The organism is Halorientalis pallida (genome assembly GCF_049605515.1).
In the GTDB taxonomy this organism is placed as follows: Archaea; Halobacteriota; Halobacteria; order Halobacteriales; family Haloarculaceae; genus Halorientalis; species Halorientalis pallida_A.
This window is the reverse complement of record NZ_CP187158.1, coordinates 1,884,328-1,904,275: the sequence shown is the minus strand read 5'-3', so window position 1 is coordinate 1,904,275 and position 19,948 is coordinate 1,884,328. Positions and strand designations below refer to the sequence as shown.

At 57.6% G+C, this 19,948-nt stretch carries 17 protein-coding genes and 1 pseudogene; 12 read left to right on the top strand and 6 right to left on the bottom strand.

The window, feature by feature from the left end:
- Positions 1-7: 7 nt before the first annotated feature.
- Positions 8-1,129, bottom strand: coding sequence for a glycosyltransferase family 4 protein (locus tag ACOZ4N_RS11335; protein ID WP_424016489.1), 1,122 nt, complete (start codon positions 1,127-1,129; stop codon positions 8-10).
- A 186-nt stretch (positions 1,130-1,315) separates the two neighbouring features.
- Between ACOZ4N_RS11335 and ACOZ4N_RS11330 the strand changes: the two genes are divergently transcribed.
- Both ACOZ4N_RS11330 and ACOZ4N_RS11325 read left to right on the top strand, forming a co-directional pair.
- Positions 1,316-2,410 carry a glycosyltransferase family 4 protein gene (locus ACOZ4N_RS11330; RefSeq protein WP_424016488.1) on the top strand — a complete coding sequence of 365 codons (1,095 nt, stop codon included), beginning with the start codon at positions 1,316-1,318 and terminating at the stop codon, positions 2,408-2,410.
- Positions 2,411-2,558: 148 nt separating this feature from the next.
- A complete protein-coding gene (locus ACOZ4N_RS11325) occupies positions 2,559-4,076 on the top strand; it encodes a polysaccharide biosynthesis C-terminal domain-containing protein (protein WP_424016487.1) in 1,518 nt (505 codons plus the stop codon).
- A gap of 10 nt (positions 4,077-4,086) precedes the next feature.
- Here the strand turns inward: ACOZ4N_RS11325 and ACOZ4N_RS11320 are convergent, their stop codons facing one another.
- Positions 4,087-5,418: a sulfatase-like hydrolase/transferase gene (locus tag ACOZ4N_RS11320; protein WP_424016486.1), complete on the bottom strand. Its 1,332-nt coding sequence runs from the start codon at positions 5,416-5,418 to the stop codon at positions 4,087-4,089.
- A 186-nt stretch (positions 5,419-5,604) separates the two neighbouring features.
- Between ACOZ4N_RS11320 and ACOZ4N_RS11315 the strand changes: the two genes are divergently transcribed.
- Positions 5,605-7,287, top strand: coding sequence for a hypothetical protein (locus tag ACOZ4N_RS11315; protein WP_424016485.1), 1,683 nt, complete (start codon positions 5,605-5,607; stop codon positions 7,285-7,287).
- Positions 7,288-7,337: 50 nt separating this feature from the next.
- Here the strand turns inward: ACOZ4N_RS11315 and ACOZ4N_RS11310 are convergent, their stop codons facing one another.
- Entirely contained in the window at positions 7,338-8,537 is a 1,200-nt protein-coding gene (locus ACOZ4N_RS11310; protein ID WP_424016484.1) for a nucleotidyltransferase domain-containing protein, read from the bottom strand.
- Positions 8,538-8,757: 220 nt separating this feature from the next.
- Between ACOZ4N_RS11310 and ACOZ4N_RS11305 the strand changes: the two genes are divergently transcribed.
- The 3 genes from ACOZ4N_RS11305 (at position 8,758) to ACOZ4N_RS11295 (ending at position 11,116) form a co-directional block, all read left to right on the top strand.
- The gene (locus ACOZ4N_RS11305; protein ID WP_424016483.1) at positions 8,758-9,027 is read left to right on the top strand and encodes a hypothetical protein; all 270 of its coding nucleotides are present in this window, start codon (positions 8,758-8,760) and stop codon (positions 9,025-9,027) included.
- Positions 9,028-9,130: 103 nt separating this feature from the next.
- On the top strand, positions 9,131-10,222 hold the full coding sequence (locus ACOZ4N_RS11300; RefSeq protein WP_424016482.1) for a DUF1616 domain-containing protein: 1,092 nt from the start codon (positions 9,131-9,133) through the stop codon (positions 10,220-10,222).
- Positions 10,223-10,693: 471 nt separating this feature from the next.
- Positions 10,694-11,116, top strand: a complete 423-nt coding sequence (locus ACOZ4N_RS11295; RefSeq protein WP_424016481.1) for a hypothetical protein — start codon at positions 10,694-10,696, stop codon at positions 11,114-11,116.
- 77 nt (positions 11,117-11,193) lie between these two features.
- Here the strand turns inward: ACOZ4N_RS11295 and ACOZ4N_RS11290 are convergent, their stop codons facing one another.
- Positions 11,194-11,406, bottom strand: coding sequence for a hypothetical protein (locus ACOZ4N_RS11290; RefSeq protein WP_424016480.1), 213 nt, complete (start codon positions 11,404-11,406; stop codon positions 11,194-11,196).
- A gap of 141 nt (positions 11,407-11,547) precedes the next feature.
- Between ACOZ4N_RS11290 and ACOZ4N_RS11285 the strand changes: the two genes are divergently transcribed.
- On the top strand, positions 11,548-12,687 hold the full coding sequence (locus ACOZ4N_RS11285; protein ID WP_424016479.1) for a glycosyltransferase family 4 protein: 1,140 nt from the start codon (positions 11,548-11,550) through the stop codon (positions 12,685-12,687).
- A 195-nt stretch (positions 12,688-12,882) separates the two neighbouring features.
- Positions 12,883-13,325 (top strand): annotated as a pseudogene (locus ACOZ4N_RS11280) (IS1595 family transposase); the annotation flags it as partial.
- Positions 13,326-13,362: 37 nt separating this feature from the next.
- Here ACOZ4N_RS11280 and ACOZ4N_RS11275 read toward each other — a convergent pair.
- On the bottom strand, positions 13,363-14,760 hold the full coding sequence (locus ACOZ4N_RS11275; protein ID WP_424016478.1) for a hypothetical protein: 1,398 nt from the start codon (positions 14,758-14,760) through the stop codon (positions 13,363-13,365).
- A 268-nt stretch (positions 14,761-15,028) separates the two neighbouring features.
- A complete protein-coding gene (locus tag ACOZ4N_RS11270; RefSeq protein ID WP_424016477.1) occupies positions 15,029-15,919 on the bottom strand; it encodes a hypothetical protein in 891 nt (296 codons plus the stop codon).
- 322 nt (positions 15,920-16,241) lie between these two features.
- On the opposite strand from ACOZ4N_RS11270, the gene ACOZ4N_RS11265 reads away from it, so the two are divergent.
- The 4 genes from ACOZ4N_RS11265 (at position 16,242) to asnB (ending at position 19,819) form a co-directional block, all read left to right on the top strand.
- Positions 16,242-17,078 carry a hypothetical protein gene (locus tag ACOZ4N_RS11265; RefSeq protein ID WP_424016476.1) on the top strand — a complete coding sequence of 279 codons (837 nt, stop codon included), beginning with the start codon at positions 16,242-16,244 and terminating at the stop codon, positions 17,076-17,078.
- 122 nt (positions 17,079-17,200) lie between these two features.
- Positions 17,201-17,482 (top strand): PqqD family protein, encoded by a 282-nt coding sequence (locus ACOZ4N_RS11260; protein ID WP_424016475.1) that lies wholly within the window; start codon positions 17,201-17,203, stop codon positions 17,480-17,482.
- On the top strand, positions 17,475-17,921 hold the full coding sequence (locus tag ACOZ4N_RS11255) for a lasso peptide biosynthesis B2 protein (RefSeq protein ID WP_424016474.1): 447 nt from the start codon (positions 17,475-17,477) through the stop codon (positions 17,919-17,921). Before ACOZ4N_RS11260 ends, ACOZ4N_RS11255 begins: the two co-directional genes overlap by 8 nt.
- Entirely contained in the window at positions 17,918-19,819 is a 1,902-nt protein-coding gene (gene asnB, locus ACOZ4N_RS11250; protein ID WP_424016473.1) for an asparagine synthase (glutamine-hydrolyzing), read from the top strand. The genes ACOZ4N_RS11255 and asnB overlap by 4 nt, the downstream gene beginning before the upstream one ends.
- The last annotated feature ends 129 nt before the right edge of the window (positions 19,820-19,948 follow it).

Sequence of the window (19,948 nt, the reverse complement as noted above, 5' to 3'; positions counted from 1 at the left end):
TGTGATATCATTGAATAGATGAGAACACGTCGTGTGCGTCGTCGGCGAACTCCTCGAACGAGTGTGCTTCCGCTAGTTCGCGCCCAGATACCGCTACGGGTCGAATCTGCTCGGGATCGGAGGTTAGATCGAGGATGAGGTTGGCGAACGCTCTGTGATCGTCCACGGGGGCCAGAAAGCCCGTCTCTCCATGTTCGATGTACTCGTTGATGCCGTACGTATCCGAACCGATGACGGGGGTTCCAGATGCCATAGATTCGAGCCCGGTCGTCGCGTACCCTTCCATCTTTGACGGAAGAACCAGCAACGATGCGTCCCGGAGTAGTTCGATTTTCTTTGCCTCGTCGACGTACCCCAGAAACTGGACCGAATCGAGACCGAGATTATTCGCGAGTCGCCGGAGTTCAGACCCTTTCGGGCCAGAACCTGCGATTTTGAGTGTTGGATGGTTTTCGCTCCGCTCGACTAGACGCCAGGCTTTCAGTAAAGTCGAGACGTTCTTTTGTACGTCCAGCCGGCCAAGAAACAGTATCGAATCGGAGTTTGGTGTAATCTCGTACTCATACTCGTCAATTTGAATGCATGGATGCAGGACGGTTGTGTCCCAGTAATCAAGTTCGGTGTTGATCCTGGATTCCGTCCCCTCGCCCGCACAGACGATTTCCGGGTCATTGAGATACGGGAGAGTTCGGTCAATTGCGTGGACCACACGACCTTTTACCGGTCCCACGTACTCCGTCGCACTCCCGAAAAACGCCATATGCATGAACAGAGCGTTGGTCGTCTGCTTTGGCTTGATGAAATGCATTGGATAGAATGGGTAGTGGGAAACGTCGTCGAGTACGACATCATACATTCCTGCTTCGAGTGCCGAACGGCACCGATCGGTACCGCGAAACATGTTGAGAAACCGCTCAACGGAGGACGTGGGATCGGTGTAGTCGAACTCAATAAAGTCAATTGGCGTGTCAGTGTGGGTCGCCTCTGAGCCGGGTCTCGGACAGAGGATATCGACCCTCCACCCACGTTTGGCGAGTGCGTGTCCGATGTTCTGCATCAGGCGCTCGGCCCCACCGGCAATTCCTTCCTTCCGGAGGGCTCTGTGTGAACGGATCAGTATATCGGGCATTGTGCTTGTGCTTACTCCAACCTGTTAGTATGTGTGTATAAAACCGACTCGTTCTCCAGTTTGGGGAACATTGCGACGCGTATTATAAAGCTCTGTTAGGGGGGTCGGCAGGAAACAGCCAGACAGAATGATTTATCAACTTCGCATCAGGCAATTACTATGAACGGAATGACGTCAATACGACTGGTGGCACCCCCACCGGACAAGTCTTCCGGGGTCGGCAAATACAGTGAGGAAATCCGGCAGGGGCTCGCCAAAGAGGAGGCTGTTACGATGCAGTATTTCCCCGCCGAGCAACTTCGGCCGATCGCATTCGCAAAACACGCGATCAAGGCTGGACAAGCTTCCGAAGACGTGGTCCACGTTCAGTTTGATTACGTCCTCTTTGGTAGATTTACTCTGATGTCGTGGATTTTCTTTCCCACCCTGTTTCTGACCTCTCGCGTGACTGGGACTGATGTCTTCGTGACGATGCACGAAGTCATCACGCCCGACCTGATCCGAGGGCGTCTCAGTGTTCTTAAATCCGTATACATCAAGATACTGAACCAGGTCATCGTCACCACGGCGATGCACATCGTGTTCCTCTCGGAGTTCGCGGAACGAAATTTTGTCGCCTCAACGGGAATCGAAGACTATTCTCAGATCCCACATGGCGTCCCGAGATCGGACCCTGAATCCAGACTAGACACGGCTCGGTCAGCGTTCGGCTATGACCCTGATGAGACCGTTATTGCAGCGCCCGGCTACGTGAGTCCGAGGAAAGGGAGTGATATATTCAAATCTATCGCAGAGTCAATGCCGGACTACCAGTTCCTGCTCGCAGGCGGGAGCCCAAGGGAAAAGTACGACGACTTTTTCAACAGGATACAGCGGACCGCACCACCGAACCTCTGCATGACCGGCGTGCTGGACGACGGTGAATTTAAGCAATCGTTCGTCTCGGCCGACATCGCAGTCCTCCCGTATCAGGAGGTTTACCAGAACGGGATCAAAAACACCGTGGCACAGAGCGGGATTTTCAATCAGTGTGTCGCACACGAGCTCCCGGTCGTCGCGTCAGATTGTCCGTATTTCGATGACATTGAATCAGAGTGGGGCTGTGTGCGTACTTTCGAGACGGTTGAAGAGGCGACAAGCATCATCCGGGAGTTGTTGAATGACGATGAAGAGCGCGAGCGTGTGAAAGAATCGATGCAGAATTTCAAGAACTATAACAGGATAGAGAATGTCATTCACAAGCATCTGGATGTCTACACCACGGTGCGGGAGGCGACCTAAGTTCCGGCTGGTCCGGCCGGCACGAGCCGGGCCCACGGTCATCTATTCAGCCCATTTGACCGTCGCTGTCGTTTCAATTCTGAAAAATAGACCGCGGTCTCAGCACAATATCAAAACAGTCAAATATACATAATTTAAAAATAGCACTGTGCCCGACACCGGTGATGCATTAAACAAGCTCGCCAGAAGTAGTTCCATCGTTTTTACTGGGACAATTATAGGTCAGGGAATCGGGCTGTTTGGCGAGATAATTATTGTCCGCTCGCTCTCGCCGAAAGTATATGGCCAGCTCGCACTCGCGTATACGTTCGCCATTATTGGGTCGAGTTTGCTCGTCTTCGGGGCTCCGAAAGGTATAACTAGAATGATGTCTGCTGATGTCCCGGAGCCGGAACAGATACAAATCATCCGTAGCGGTGGCATGATTGTTGTCGGCATGATGGTCGTCACGACCATCGGATTGCTGGTATCGCGAGAATGGATCGCCTCGTATCTTGAACAACCAAGCCTCTCAAAGGATCTACTCCTGTTCATACCGATTCTAATCTTTTTTCCCCTGGGAAAAGTCGTAATCGGCGTACTCAGAGCCCGTGGACGGTCGTTCGGTGCGGTCATAGCCCGGTACGTCGGGTCACGGGTGTTTGCACTCTCCCTCCTCGGAGCCGGCATCACGTTCGGTACACCAGTGTTAGGTGCGATCGGGTACTGGGTGGCATTTCCGATCCTCTTGCTGGTCATCTCAATCTATTTCCTTCAGCAAGAGTTCGCCCTCGGAGATCTAATCGGCCGTCCGAATGGCGAACAACTCAGTCGGGTCTGGGCGTTCTCATGGCCGATCGCGATCACGTCATCGTTTGTTATGTTGCTCTCGAACGTGGATATCGTGATGATTAGTTATTTTCTGCCGTCAGAACAGATCGGGTTCTACCGGTCGCTCCAGCCACTCAGGAAAATCACAACGTTCGTCCTCACGTCCTTCGTGTTCATGTACACGCCGCTGGCCACACAGTATTTCGCGAATGGCGAGGAAGGTTCGCTCAACGAACTATATCGTGTGTCTTCAAAATGGATTACGCTTGTGACGTTTCCATTTGTACTTGTGTTCGTTGTGTTCTCCAGTGATGTTATCAGGGTGTTTTTTAGTGCGGAGTATGTACCCGCAGCCCCCGCCCTCAGCGTACTGATCGCGGGCCTCTTTATCAAAGCGTTTCTTGGGCCAAACGGTGCGACCGTGAAGGCAATCAACCGTCCTCGAATGGAACTGCTTGCAGCTGGTATCGGGCTTCTGGTAAACGTTGTTTTAAATGCGACACTGATTCCGCTGTACGGAATTGTGGGTGCAGCAGCTGCCACAGCAGCCGGATTCATTGTATATAATGTTTCCGAAGTCGTAGTAATATACGCAATCACCGGTGGGCACCCATTTTCGATAAACACGATCAAACCACTTCTGCCGACTGCCCTAGCGGCCATCGTATTCCACCGTGCGTTCCTTTGGTTTCAGCAAACGTTGGTGTCGCTGGTGGCCATCGGAATCTTGATTTCAATCGTACAGCTGTCTGCAGTGTTTTTAACCAAGAGTCTCGAACCGGCTGATATCGTGATTATCGAGGCAATCGAGGAGCGTGTGGGGGTCAACCTTTCATCAATCAAAGACCAGGTGTAGAGTCCTTTGATCAGACGTATCCGAGTTGTCCGAGCCGGTCTTGGACCTCATCGTCAACTTCACTGTCGTCGTCAAAGACGAGATCTGGAATCCGCTCCTTCTCGGTTTCGAGAAGCGACTCAAGCCGCGCCTCATCCCCGCCTCCAGTAAACGAAAGACCGTCCATCGTTTCATAGACGTACGATGACCCACTCGCCACGCCATACTTAGGGGTATCGTAGCGCTGGATCTGTTCCGCGTTGAAACCCATCTCGTGGAGCATCTCAATCCGCTCTTGATGAGTGATCCCATGATACTCGGTCCGGACGGGATCACCCAGTGACTCGGCGAGCAACGGAGTTCCATCAGAGTCAGCGTTAATGCCCGCCATGTCTGCCACTGTCTCATATACGTCCCGAATACTGACTGGCTCGTTGACCACACGATCCGTGTCATTGACCGCCGATCCAGAGATCACAACGGGTACGTGAGTCAGGGCAGGAGACACACCATAAACGTGTTCGACGGTGCCGTTCCGGCCGAAGGCTTCGCCGTGGTCCGAGAGGGTAATTATATAATCGAAGTGTTTGAGCTGTTTATAAAGGCGCCGATACTCATCGGAGAGGTACCTCACTGCACCTCGGTAGGCGGCACGCTCTGCCTCGTAGTCGGTGTCGTCATCGGCGAACATCTGATGCCACTCTTGTGTAACATCTGCTCTTGAAAACCGCCGCTCCTGATACTCCTTGGGATGGAGATACGGTGCGTGGGCCTCCATCAGATTCATGAATACGAACGTGTCTTTCTCCAAAGACCGATCTTCGAGACAGCGCCGTACATTCGGCGTGCTGGTATTATTGGCACCAAGTAAGGATGGGTATCTGCATTCGAGTCCATGACGGAGGTTATCTAATGATAGCGTGGTATCGTACGGGCCAGCCAGCGTCTTGAACAGGGCAATTGGCGCAGCAACTGGCCACGGGAGCGCCCCTTCTTCAATGTACTGTTTCCACGGGAAAGCAGTTTCTGAGCGGGCCCGTCCGTGTTGAATGAACTCCTGGAACCCTCTGTCGAACTGGAACTCCGGCGTCACGTGCATATTTGAGCTGAATCCTAAAGTATCGAAACCGGCCTCCGACAGGAGCTCCACGATTGTTGGTTTCGAGGTGTCCAGGTGGTGTGACCGGGCGTGGACGCCAGCCTCTGAGGCATATTGGCCGGTGAACATTGATGCGTGTGCTGGTACTGTCCAGTGTGCTGTCGACCACGCATTTTCGTATCGGATACCTGGGAGCCAATCGAAGTACTCGTCAAATAAATCCTTCCGAAGAGTGTCCAAAACGACCAGAGCTATGCGTGTCATTGTTAATATTTTCTCAATTCAACTATTTATAATATTCTCTTTTCCGAAAGTAGATCCCTGACAACTCATAGATGATGCTGGGCAGGCAACGGTAATGTGCGACCCCGAACGACTGCCGTCAGAAGCAGAACACTGGAAACCGGAATTTCACAAGATTGAATAGTCGGACCTATAAAATGTACTTTAGTGAACACGTGGGCAAAGCTGAGTATCGTCCTTTCCTGCCTCGCCTTCACTGGTGGGATCATCCATACACACACGACAGGTACGCTTTACCCCGGATTGACCGGCGGCCTGGCCGTAGCCGGGATTGTACTCTTAGTTACTGTTCTCAGGACTGACGCGAATTACGATATCAGTCTAACTTTTTTGATCACGCTAGGATTGCTGTCCCGTGTTTATGCGTTCCTGTTTGTCAGTGGGTTGGTGAGGTATGACCCTGGACGTGAAGCTGTAAAGAGCCAAGTTGTTATCGCGACCGGCGGCATTAATGAACTTGCCGGAACGTTCTATACACAGGCCGCGGGCTACAATCTTATCGGGGCGGAGGCGGCTATCGTTAGCGGCTTGCCGGTCCAAGACGCCTACGTCATTTTCCCGATTGCAGTCGCGTTGACGCTCCCAGTATTCGCTGCAGTCATGGCCGACAGAATCTCGGAAAGCAAAGATGGTGGCTTCATATCCGCGTCGATCGTCACTCTCGGCGGCGTTGCAATACAGTTCTCGGTTGCACCGATACCGATGACGATTGGCAGTCTGTTCCTCGCCAGTGCCATCCTTGTGCTAATCTCAAATGAGGTCAATTACGATCTCCGCACCATAATACTGCTTGTCGCGTTCACTGTGGCAGCAGGAATCACACATAAGGTCCCAATTCTTCTACTTACAGCAATCGCGGGTGCCTTTATTGTGTACTCGTCAGCGGCACGGTTTCTTGATGACTCCGTTTCTATCAGGGCGGGGGTGTTCTTGTTCGGATTCAGTGTGATATCCCTTGTCCTGCAATGGCTGTACTACACCGATTATGTTACACGAGCACTGCTTCTGATTTTTCAGACGAGCAGTGGGGTCCCAGGGGGAGGCGAAGCGGCGGGCGGAATACTGGCTGCGTCGTCGGGACAAGGGGCACCGTTTAGGATCCCGCGGCTTCAGCGAGCCGTCTATCTCATGTACTATTTTCTACCCGTGACGGTCGGTGCAATAGCGGGCCTGTGGCTCTTCCGATCGTTTAGAAAAGATAATATCCGATTTCTACAAGTAGTGGCACTTATTACGGTTGGGTTTTCTGTTCCTGGAATCGTCATAGGGAGTGCTCCGAGGTTCCGGCGAGTCTATATTTACGGGACGGTGTTCGCCGCTACGCTCATCGGGGTCGGTGTAGTGAGCTTCCGCAGGAGCAACTTCCCAGGTGCGAAAGTTGCGAGCGTAGCCGTCGTGGGTCTGATCCTTATTTCTGGACCACTGTCGCCGATAGTCGCCCCGGACGGACCGAAGAAGGCCGACAGATATCTGACCGAACAGGAAATCAGCGGACAGTTGTTCGTCAACGAGCACATCTCACGAACGGTCTACATGGACGTATTCTATCAGGAAAAGCGGGCGAACTTTTCAAGAGCCGCTGCCGGACCGGATTACGAACAGACCGGAATTCCCGTTTGGGGCTACCACCGATTCGGATACTTACATGATTCGCTTCTGAACGGGTCCCTTGCGGAAATGAATTACACGTACGTCGCACTCCGGACCGATGTCCAAATCTATCGTCTGCTGGGTGGCCAGTACGTCCTATACTGGGACCCCGAAGGAGCGATGAACAGAAGTTATAACCGCATATACTCGAATGGTGAAGTCGCCGTCTACCGAGAATAGTCTCCGCGTGTGACGCTATGGTCAATGGCTACGCGCCAAGATACTAATTGTCACTTAACCACTGAATTAAATCCCTTCCAGCAGAGTCGACCAGTCCGGATGAGTGAGTACAGCGGTAGGAGGATGAACGGAAGTGAGATCATTTCTATCTCCTTCTGTGTCGGCTTGAAAAGCCACTTGAGCCACAGCGCCGCTTGATCACGCCGTCGATCTAACAGTTGTGACTGCAAGAATTTGTCGTCCGATTTCCAGTCATCGCTAAAGAGTCCATCCCTATACCGCTCACAGAGCGATTCGAGTTTTGGATCGGCAGCTGCCTGTCGTTCGAGCGCGGATGATATCGGCGTCCCGTATATTCGATTCGCCAGCAACGGGCCGAGCGCAAACATCCGTCGACAGTTTTGTTCGCGGGCCCACCGCAGCACAGTTGACCAGTCGACGGAATCGGTTCTTAGCAATTCCGCGATGTCGACGATCCATTGCAGTCGTGTCCAGTTGTGGCGCGACCCGTGGATACTGAGCATAAATAGCCTATCTTCAGTCGATAATGTGTGTATATCCTGGCCTCCAATCTGGGCATTCTCTCGGCGGTCCCAGACCGATCCCAGGGTGACGTTAGTCGGAAAATCGGTCGAGAGTACTTTCCAGTGCAGTTCGATCATAACCGATCCCGTTTCGTTCCGGAACCGGTAATCGCGACAGAACTTCGTGTACGCCCACTCCTGGGTCCGCGAAAGCGTCTCGGTTGACGAAAGCCAGTAGAATGGAGCGTATCCTTTTTTATGCAACAACCGTTTTATATCGTCGATATCGTCGCGCCTGACCAATAGGTCAATGTCTCCGAACGTCCGATACGACACATCGTCGTACGTCATATGCGAGAGAACTGGTCCACGGTACGGGATCACTGGGATCCCATTCTCGGATAACATACTGCATACGTCGATCAGAGACTGGGAGTACTCTAGGTTCTGTCTGGCGGTTCGGTGTCGGTCGGCGGCGAGTTTACTCTTGATTCGGTCAGGCGTGAACCCAGCACAGTGTTCCTCAATCGTGCGAGCGGTCAGTTGTGCGGTTCCGTGTTGCTGAACGGTTTCGATAAATCGATCCCAGTCTACGCTGTCCCTCGCGATGTCTACCAATGCATCCGGGTTGACTACCTCGGACTGTGCACACCTGACGACGAACTCCTCTGTGGCGCTCCACCTAGAGGACATCCGGGACGGTTCCGGAACGCGACGTTCTCGCACTACCTTAATTCAAATACATATACACCATATTTATACCTGCCTATAATAACTTCAGTAAGATTAACAAGGCCAGTGTCGAGTTATACCTACAGCCGACGCGTGGCCGGAACCAGAACCTGCAGGCGCCCAGTGGCCACTGTTTAACCCGGACATGACGGCCGACCGTGGTCTGACAAGTGCCTACACTTCCATTCCAGGCCGCGCTTGGAGGGCAAATAATATGAATGACGACAATAGGCGGAAACTAGTATTAGTAGCCGTAGGTTTACAGGGGGTGATCATCACCCTGTTACACCTCTTCGACGCGTTCACGCTCGATCTATTCTACATTCTGTCATTTTTCATGTTTTGGGTCGCTGTGGAACTGTACTCAACGCCAAACCTCTTGACACCGTACCAGTTAGACCTTAGATGGATGATCCGTGGGGGATTCGTGGTGTTCGTCATCGTCGTCAGCAATCGGGCACTCGGGGTGATAATGGGCGGATGAACGAGACTGTTCGTCAACGAGAACCGACAGATTCCTTATCGCCCGTCCAAAGGTGTCGGTTGGAGATAAATTCAGGTCACAATTATGATGATCGGTGGCACGAATGACCGACCTTGACGGGTCTCCGAACCCAGACGCCGAGCAGTCGGTGGTAGGGACGTATCGATCGACTGACCTCGTGTTCACCGTCCTGCTCGGACTTGCGTCAGTCATCGTGTCCGTGGCCCCAGGTATCCAAGATACGCTTCTTCGTCCGATCATCACTCTTCCATTCCTGACTGTATCGCCCGGCTACGCCGTAATCTCGGCTCTCTATCCGATGGGACAGGAAACTGAGGAGACGTCGTTTGAGTTCGATTATTACAGCGGAGGGAATATTCGGACACCGGCCCGAATCGGCCTGTCGGTGAGTATGAGTCTGGCTCTTTTAGCAGTGTTCGGAGTCCTGCTGAGCTTTTCCCCGTTCCAGATTGACCTCACCACTGTTCTGGTGCTGACTGTCGGCTGTACTACCTTGTGTTCCGCCATTGCGATCCGCCGGCGTCGATCACTTCCGGTTCGGTCCCGGTACAGTTTTCCACTGGGTTCTACGATCAGGTCTGCACTGCAGGGAGTTAGTTCACCAGGGTCCTGGCAAAAAGGAGTGGTCAATGTTGCAGTAATCGTGAGCATCCTGCTCTTGATCGGGGCCGTCGGGTACACGTTAGCCGTCCCACCACAGGACGAGAGGTTTTCCGAATTCTACCTACTTACGGGTGCGGAAGGAGAGGAACTGAGTGCGGACGGGTATCCGACTATGATCGGAGAAAACGGCACGGACTCAATAGTAGTCGCAATTGGGAATCAGGAATATGAAACGACCGACTACACCGTGGTAGTGCAACTTCAGCGCGTACGCGATGGAGGGCCGAACAGCACAGACACTGACGGAGAAGACACGAGACCATCTGCGCTATCCGTTATCGAAACTGAGACTCTCGATAGGTACACCACTCGACTGGCCCACGGCGAGTCAACGAATCGGCGAGTTACCCTCGCACCAACTATGACCGGAGAAGACCTTCGCCTCGCTTTCCTTCTCTATCGGGGGGCGCCACCGGATGGTCCCACCATCGCGAACGCGTACCGCGTGACACACCTGTGGGTCGACGTGCCGGACGAGTCGACGGGCTCCGATACTACGAAGGCAGAGTGACGCAATCCGGTGTCTTAGTCAATCCAACTGTGGCTTCCGGGGGGTCAACTTGGGTGACGGACGAACGTTGAAAACTACAACATATTTATACTCAACAGCAACATTATAAAAATTGATTAAGATCCTGCTCACAACCGACAGCCTCAGACACGATGTCTGTGACGAAGATTCGGGGGCTAAATTCACGCCAAACATCCAGCGCCTCAGGGGTGACGGTCTATACTTTCCGGTTGCCATCGCACCAGGCCCACGGACGACCTATTCAGTCTCTTCCTGTCTGACGGGTGAATTGTAACCGTCTCGGAAACATCAATGCTGAACCGACGAGCAGGCCCCGTCGCCACGTATTGCTCAATGAAACGATTCTGGAACGACTGAGCGGGGCAGGATATAATACAGTCGCGTTTTCGGCCAATTCCTTGGATTACCTCGGGCAATGGATTCAACGAGCTGTTAGACGAAAATATACACATGCCACTGTTCGCACACCACCCCGACCTTTCGGGCGCGGTCTCGGAACAGGTGTCATTCCTCCAACTCCCCGACATCGTTCACGGCCTCACGGTAGAATGTGAGTTCGATCGCTCATCGGTGGGTCAACAGTTTGTGCCAGCCGTTTCGGAGAGTGAACAGGTAGGGCTGTTCGGGCGAACGATGTTGGGTACACGCCACACGAGCGAGCGCTCCGGGGCCCCTGGCTGGAAATTCATCGAAACAGCAGACGGTGATCTGTTGTTCGACACGCGTGCGGATCCCGGTGAACGAACCGATGTCGCTGAGGAGTACCCTGCGGTTGTGCAGGCAAGTCGTGACTACCTCAACCGTCTCTGCGAACGACGAGAAGAGGAACGACGGATCGTTGAGGCAGCTGAAGCGATCGCTCCACAGATGTGATAACACGGCTCTAGGGTTGCGGTTCGATCAGGATGAGTGCAGAAATCGGGCCCGATAAAGCCACGGACCACATAACGTTACTGATCAAGGTATCCGAGCGACTTGAGGCGGTTCTTCACGTCCTCTTCGTCGGTCGTTGTTTCGATAGACTCTACCTCCGCAAGCACTGCGGTTAGTATCTGTTCAACGTATTCGTCGACATCCTCGTATCCGGTTGCTTCAGCACGCTCACGGAGGTCCGTGACCAGTTCTGACGGGAGAGATACCGACGAAGACTCCTCGGAATCCATTATTCCATTGAAAGCTAGCCCCCTGCCATTTTGCTCTCTTGATTTCCCACTGATCAATCCAGAGTAGAGACCAAGCTACGGCGGCGCGGTGCGGGACTGGATGTCGAAATAGATATCATTATGCAACAACCAGAGTTAGACGTGAACGTCGCGTTCGTCTCGAATGTCGTCTACCCGTTTGTGAAGGGGGGCGCGGAGAAGCGGATCCACGAGATCGGGAAGCGACTCGTGGAGAACGGCCACGAAGTGACCGTGTACGGGCGGCATTTCTGGGACGGACCGGAACTGATCGAACAAGGCGGAATGACATTACAGGCAGTCGCACCGAGCGCGGAAATCTACGAGGGCGAACGCCGCTCGATCACCGAAGCGATCGACTTCTCGGTTCGGCTGCTACGCCCGCTCCGGACAGCACTCGCCGAACGGGACCACGACGTTGTGGTCGCGTCCGTGTTTCCATATTTTCCCGTCCTGTCGTCACGGCTCGCCAGTATCGGCCAGGATACGCCGCTCGTGACGACCTGGCACGAGGTCTGGCGGTCGTACTGGAAGGAGTACTTGGGGTACCTGTGGCCGTTCGGAGCGGGTGTGGAGGCCGTCACTGCGCGAACGCCACAATATCCCGTCGCAATATCGGACGTGACTGCGGATCGGCTCGCCGAGATCGGGCCAGACCGCGAGAACATAGAGACCGTCCCGAACGGGATCGACGTCAAGCAGGTCCGAACGGCCCCCGAACCCGCCGATGGATACGACGTGTTGTTCGCGGGTCGCCTGATCGAACACAAGAATGTTGATGTCCTGCTCTCGGCGTTCGACAGGGTCGTAGCCGGTCGAGACGTTCGACTTGGAATCATCGGTGACGGGCCCGAAACAGAGAATTTGCAACAGCAGGCGGATGGAATCGACCACGCCGATCAAATCGACTTCCTTGGCTTCCTCGACGATTACGAAGACGTGCTTGGTCACATGCGCGCGGCCGACGTGTTTGTGTCACCGTCTACCCGTGAGGGATTCGGAATCACGTTCATCGAGGCGATGGCCGCGGACTGTACGGTGATCGCAGCGGACCATCCGAACTCCGCCGCATCGACCGTTATCGGGGATCACGGCAGACTCGTGGAGCCAACGGTCGACGGGGTCGCGGCTGCACTCAACGATGCGCTGACCGAGGACGACAGCGGGGCCGACCCGGTAGCACGCGCGAGACAGTACGACTGGGATCAGGTCGCGGTTCGAGCCGAGGAGGTCTACAGGCGTGCTGCCGTTCAGGAGTGGTGAGTACACCGCCGCTTCGATATTCCACTTACAACGACGGACTACCACCATGACACCGGAAAGGAGGTGACTGATGTGAGTGACTTTCTCGCGCTCGTGGACCGGAACGGGAGAAAAATAGACACTAGCCTGCTCATCGAAACACGGGATGGGCTCTTTTATCGGGGGAGGAAGGCGGCGTGTGGTCAGACCGGCGCGTCGCGCTCGCTTGGCCTGTCCACGCGCGGCCGTGGGACGTATGTATTATAAGGACAAGCCGCCGGTGTTCGTACTCGTTAACCGAGGCAGTGGAGGTGACGTACGGTCACTCGGCGAAAGTCGCCGAGGAATCGACCATTCGACTCCTGCTCGGCGATCGCCAGCAGAAGTCGATGACTGTCTATACCGAAGGTTTTCGCGCATGCGAACCACTCGATGGGGACGACGCCTTCGATTGGCAGTATGTGGTCCACGGCGAGGGTGAATACACTGATGGAAACGTACACATCAACACGTGCGAGAGCGACATATGGCTCTCGCCCCATCGAGGCGTCTCCAAAGACAAACCCGCACTTTATTTTAAAAGAATTAAAATATGGAAGAAAGTCTGCCGGAAACCCTGCGACGAAGCACTCAAAACCATCCTCGAAATTGCGCTCTGATGCTACCAACAACCCTCTACCCGTGAGCGCTCCACCGTCACTGACTCTGCGGATCCGTGGCCGAAGGCGGAGTTCCACTGTCGGTAGCAAACACACGCGCGAGTACTTCGCGGCCTTCCCGCCGTGACTCGACCCGCCGGAACGACAGGTCCAGCGGTCGGAGCACTCGATCGACCGTCTCGATCCGCTCGTCGACCTCGCGGAGGATGGTCGCGCGAGCGTTCTCGCCCGAGCCCATCAGGCCCGACAGGGGACCGCCCTGTCTGAGACGGTCGACGAAGCCATCGGTCCCTGCGATCCCGTGATCCAGTCGCGTCACGACGTAGTACTCACGTTCGGCAGCCGCGTCTGCACTGGCGTCGGCGATCACCTCACGGCACTCAGATAGCGCGACCGTGATCGGATCCGCGTCGTCGGCCTCTACAACCCCGTCCTCTGAAATCCGGGGGGCTGGGTCCGTCACACTCGCGGGCACCTCGACGATCTCGGTGTCGAAATCCAGTCCTGACAGAAACGGCTGGATGTAGCTCCGGAGTGAGCGACGATTCTCGTCCGCGACCGAATCCATCGATTCCGTTCCGAGCCGAGCTATCGCCAGATAGTGTTCGTCGTCGACGACGACCAGTCCTGTACCATCGACGCCGTCCGGCACCGACTCATCCGGATCGAACAGGAACTCACACCGATCAACGTCGATGGGTTCGACATCCGGCCCGTCGTCCTCGGCGCAGTCCCGATCAGCACTGTCGGATGCCGCCGAACCGTTCCGGTCAGGATCGCCTGCCCGGCCGAAGATGCCCGTCGAGCGGACGTTGACCGGGACCGACTGGTCGTACTCGGAGACACGTGGCTCCTCGTCCGTCCAGCTCGACGGCTCCAGCACTTCGATGTCGACGGACTCGCGACCGCCGATCTCGACGTGGTAGTCGCCAGGCGCGTCGAACCAGAGTGTGTACGAGATCTCCCCGGTCTCCCCGCCGTCGAGGACGGCGTCGACCTCGTGGACGAGTTCGTCGTCGACGACGAGTCGCACTGGCCGTTCGTCCTGGTACCCACTCAGGTTGTGCAGTTGCACGTCGAGATCGAGTTTCTCCCCGACGGCGATACAGCCGTCCTGTGCGTCGAGCGGTTCGACGACGACATCGCTCGCCGCGGCCGGCGAGGGTTCCGGATCGTCGACCGTCGCCTCGTCCGGACGAAAGTCGGCCTTTGCCACCTCGAACCCGTGTTTGCGTGCGAGGCGTACCAGCGCTTCGAGCCGGCGGTCGTCCGCTTCTCGCTCGTGCATCCGTGTCCCGTATTCGACGATCGCCGCTCGTGCATCCTCGCCCGTGTGCGAGTCAACGAGCCGCTGGACGCGCTCCCCGATCGGAACGCTCTCGTCGTCGAGCACCGCCACCCCACCGTCGACCGTTCTGTCGTGTGTTTTGCTCATTGTGTTGGAACTGGCGTACTGACCGGACTGGCCGGGCCGCCGACCGATTCCGTGTCGACCACGTACCCACCCGAGTCAGGATCCGCCGGATCGACCGAGAACCCCACCCTCGGCCGACCGACGTGGCGGCGACGGTCCGATCACGCCATCCTCGTTTCACGAACCTACGGCCGAATCTATCTTGATAGTTTCGAATGAGATGAATTTGCGATCCGAACGCACGGACACTGCACTGTCTGGGATGGATGATCGTCGGACGGCGACCGCATCACTCGGTCGCTGGCTCTGCGGTTGGGCTGGCCTCACTGGTGTCGGCTGGCTCGTCGTGCCAGCCGAAGGTAATCAGGGGCGTGCCGTCGTCGGTCGCGGCGTGGACTTCGACGGGGCCGTCGACGACGGTCGCCAGGCCGACGCCGATCAGCGACGTGATCGGGTGGTCGATCCCCGTCACGTCGCCGACGGCGCTCCCGGTGATCTCGACGGTCGCCTGGTTCCCGCCGGCGACGGCCGACTCGCCGTAGTTGACCGTCTCGACGGTGTCGGCGAGCTCGAACAGGTCGGTGACGGCCTCGAACAGCATGGGGAGCGCCGCGTCGACCTCGTCGGGCAGGTCGCCCGAGGTTCGTTCGAGTTCGGCGACCAGATCGCGACCCGTCGGTTCGAGTGCGAGCCCGTAGTACTCGGCCTCGTCGACGACCGTCGCGGTGAGGGCGTCCGACGGCGGCACGCCATCGTACGCGGCCGCGGCCACGTACAGGCGGACGAGTCCCGGGTCCGTCGGCACGTACCTGATCGGGCCGTCCGCGCCGAGGCTGTGCGCGATGGCGGCCCGGTTCCGACTCGTCGTGTCACAGACGGCCTCCGTCACCCGCGCCGGCAGGAGCCGTTCGGCCGTGAGAGTGACCAGCAAGATCGCGCCGAACGTCCCGGTGCCCGCGAGCGCGATCAGCACGTCTTGTTCGGCAGGAAACACCTGTGTCGCGGCGAGAAACGCTGCGGCCGCGGCGAGCAACAGTGCGGCGCTCCGCCGATAGGTGACTCGCGTGTCGAGCTTCGAGCGGAGCCGCTCGTTCTCGGCTCGCAACTGTTCCAGTTTGGTTCGGCCGGGAGCGCTCTCGGCGTCGTCGGTGGACGATCCCTGTCCCGCGTTCCGGCTCACGGTACCCCTCCCCCACAGCCGACTCGGGCACTGGCCGTCTCGATGTCTCCACCCACACACGCGGAACCCACCGTGTCGGCGTCCCCAGACACCGCCGCGACCACCGACCTCATTTGTATAGGGCTTACTTCCAGTACAGTTGTAATTAATGCTTTCCCGGCCCGCTCTCCCGTCGGCCACGGGGTATTTTCTGAAAAAGTAAAGTCGAAAATATATAGTGTCGGTCATGGAAAACGGGTTCCCGTAACCGGATGAAGCGGACGGGACAGACACGTAGTGGGGGACGTGCGGCCATCCATTCGCTTCGCTCGATCAGATAGCTATGGGATTCGACGGCAGTTTCGAGGGCGAGGACGGGTCCGAGCTTCCGTTCGAGGAGTGGGATACCATCGCGGAACTCGACGGAGACAGTGCCGACGACGGGGACGACGCCGAGGCCGAACTCGACGAAACCGCCGAGACGGTGCCGTTCGAGAACTGGGACTCGCCCGCGGAACCCGGTGGCGAGGAAGACCGCGACGCAGGACCGGAGGCGTTGCTCCCGGATCTGTCCCGGCGGTCGGTGCTGAAGTTCGGGTCCGTCGTGATGGGTTCGGTCGCGCTCGTGCCGTTCCTCGACGATACCGAGGACCGAACCCGTGAGAGCACGGCGACGACCGACCGGACCTTCGGCTACGGTGGCACACCGGTCGACACCGGCCAGTCGGCTCCGACGGCGACCGAATCTGCCGACGCGCCCGCGTCGACGACTGGGACACCGACGACGACTCGGGTGCCCGAGCGGTCGACCGCCACCGCCGAAACGCCGACCGCAGACACGGTTGCGGTCGTCACGACCGACGAGATTCCGACGACGGAAGTGCCGACCGTGACACCCGTGGAGACGACGGTCGGGACGACGGATAGTGGCGCGAGTGACAGCGGTGCCACGAATGAGGACCTCGCTGGCGGTGGAGGTGGTTCGACCGGCGGTGGAGGTGGTTCGACTGGCGGGACCACGAGTGGGTCGACGACTGTCACAGCGACGGAGACGGTGACGGTAGCGACGTCGTTCACGCCGACGACCGACGGGGCCACACAGTCGTCCCCGGCGAGCGAACACGGGCTCGGTCGACAGGGTTACGGTCAGTACGGCTACGGTGGCGTCGCCACCGAGTGACCGACAGAGGCGGATCGTGGCACGGTTCACGTCCGGCGTTCGTACCAATTAACAACAAATATCGCTAATATATCAGTACTTATAGTGGCTGGACTCGTTGGTTCACGTATTCGGTGGGGACTGTGAACGAATCGACGCGAATCGAGGCCGCGGAGAACTGCTTGTCGACGACGCTCGAGGGTGAGTCCGTCATCCTGCACGTCGACGCTGGAAAGTACTACGGATTCAACGAGGTGGGTACGAGAGTCTGGGAGCAGGTACAGGAGCCACAGACCATCGAGTCGGTCTGTGAGACGATCACCGACGAGTACGACGTGTCCACAGAGCAGTGCCGGGAGGACGTCGACGAACTGGTCACGGAGCTGATCGAGAAGGATCTGGTTCACGTCGTTGACGATGGGTAAGTTAGGTGCATTTGTTAGGATATCGACTGGTGATCGCGTACGGCTCCTAACAGCGGCCGTACTGTTGCCAGTCGTCCGCGTCGCTCTGGCCGTAATTTCGTTTGCACGGCTTCGAGCCGGGCTGGTCCGAGTCGCCGATAGCACGGCAAGTTTCATTCCGGGCTCGCCGAGACCCGAACGGATCGCTTGGGCGGTGGACGCAGCCGACCGAACCGTTCCAGGGGACCGTACATGTCTCGTGCGCTCGCTGACGACCGAAGCACTGTTACGAGCATACGGACACGACCCGGTTCACCGGATCGGTGTCGACCGAAGCGAGGACGGTGCGGTGGAGGCACACAGCTGGATCGAGTACGACGGGGACGTGTTGATCGGCCAGCTCGACGACCTGGCGAGGTACGAACCGTTACCGCCACTGGCCGGGGGTGACCAGCCGTGAGCGGACTCGTTGCCCTGTTGAACCGCGAACGCGGGGACTTCGACGACGGCCGCCTCGACCGGATGCTGTCGACCATCGACCACCGCGGGCCGGACGGACGCGGTGCCTGGGTTGACGACGCTGTCGGACTGGGCCACCAGCACCTCCGGACGACACCCCAGGCAGTGGCCGACGACCAGCCCGAGACCGAGAACGGGACCGTCGTCACCGCCGACTGCCGGCTGGACAACCGGGCGGAACTGTTCGGCCGGCTCCCGATCGACCGGGACGACGGACCAGTCCCGGACAGCCACCTCCTGCTCGCGGCCTACGACGAGTGGGGGACCGACTGTGTCGAGCACCTCGTCGGCGCGTTCGCGTTCGCCATCTGGGACGGCGACGCCGAGCGGCTGTTCTGTGCACGGGATCACTTCGGCGTCAAGCCGCTGTACTACCACCGGACCGACGACCTGTTCGGGGTCGCCTCGGAGATCAAGGCCCTGGTGTCGCTCCCGTCGGTGTCGACGACGGTCGACGAGACGCGGGTCGGCGACTACCTCACGGGGATGCTAGAGGACAAGACGAACACGTTCTACCGGGACGTGCGTCGTCTCGCGCCCGCGCACGCGATGACGATATCCATCGACGCGGTGTCGACGTGGCAGTACTGGGACCTCGATCCGACGCGGACGATCGAAATGGAGTCCGAGGAAGCGTACGCCGAGCGGTTCCGTGACCTGCTCGAACAGGCCGTCGAGAGTCGTCTGCGGACGACCGACCGGATCGGCACGACGCTGAGCGGCGGGCTGGACTCCTCGTCGATCACGGTCCTGGCCCGGGAGCTGTTGCCCGACGACGAGCCGCTGGCGACGTTCTCCGGCGTGTTCGAGGACGTGCCCGCGTGTGACGAGCGGGAGTACATCGAGACGATCACGCGTCGTGACGGGATCGCCTCGACCTACGTGACCGTCGACGAACTGGGGTTGCTGGACGACATCGAGGAGATGCTGGCCTACCACGACGAACCCCTCACCAACACGATGCACTTCATGAAGTGGGAGATCGCCAAACGGGCGCGAGCGGACGGCGTCGGCGTCATGCTGGAGGGGGCCCACGGTGACAACGCCGTCGACTACGGACTCGGCCTGCTCCCGGAACTGGTCCGAACGGGGCGGTGGTACCACCTCGTCAGGGAACTCCGGGCGATGGGTGACGTACTCGACCGCCCGGCCCACCGGCTGTTCACGCTGTTCGTCCTCCCGACGCTGATCCCGCGGTTGATCCGGCGGCAGTACTGGACACTCAGGGGAGTTCCCGTCGGGCCGAAGCGCTCGAACCCGTTGCTCGACGATACGTTCGTAGAGCGACTGGATCTGCAAGGGCGCAAGGACCGACTTGATCCCGAAGGTGCGATCCGCAAGCGGAGCGCACGCCGCTGGCAGTACCGCTCGCTGATGACAGGGAGTATGACGGAGTTTCTGGAGGCCAACGACGTGTTACACGCGGCCTTCGGCATCGAACCGCGGTACCCGTTCATCGACGTGCGCCTGATCGAGTACTCGCTGGCGATCCCCGGGACGATGAAACTCAAAGACGGCTGGACGCGCTATGTCATCCGGGAAGCGCTCGCGGACTCGCTCCCCGACGAGATCCGGTGGCGACCCTGGAAGACGACGCTCAACCAGGGGTTCGCCGACAGGCTCGGCGAGGAGATGGACCGACTCGACGCCCTCGCCGCGAACCCCGGTGACCTAGACCGCTATCTGGACATCGAGGCCCTGCGAGAGGCCCGGGCGGAGTTCGCCGACGACCCGATGTCCGGCGGAGCCAGCGCACTCTGGAAAGCACTGTCGCTCTCGTACTGGCTCGACGCCACCGAGACCACCCCGTCGAGCGAGCCACGCGTCCCACAGAGATAATAAATAAATTTGATATTAGCGTCCAAGAAACCGTCCCCTCTCGGCGCAGATCGGCGAAATATGGGTCTGCAAATAATGTAAACAAATTATTACTTCGTCAGTTGGATTCGCCGAACGTTTGGTTCTGGC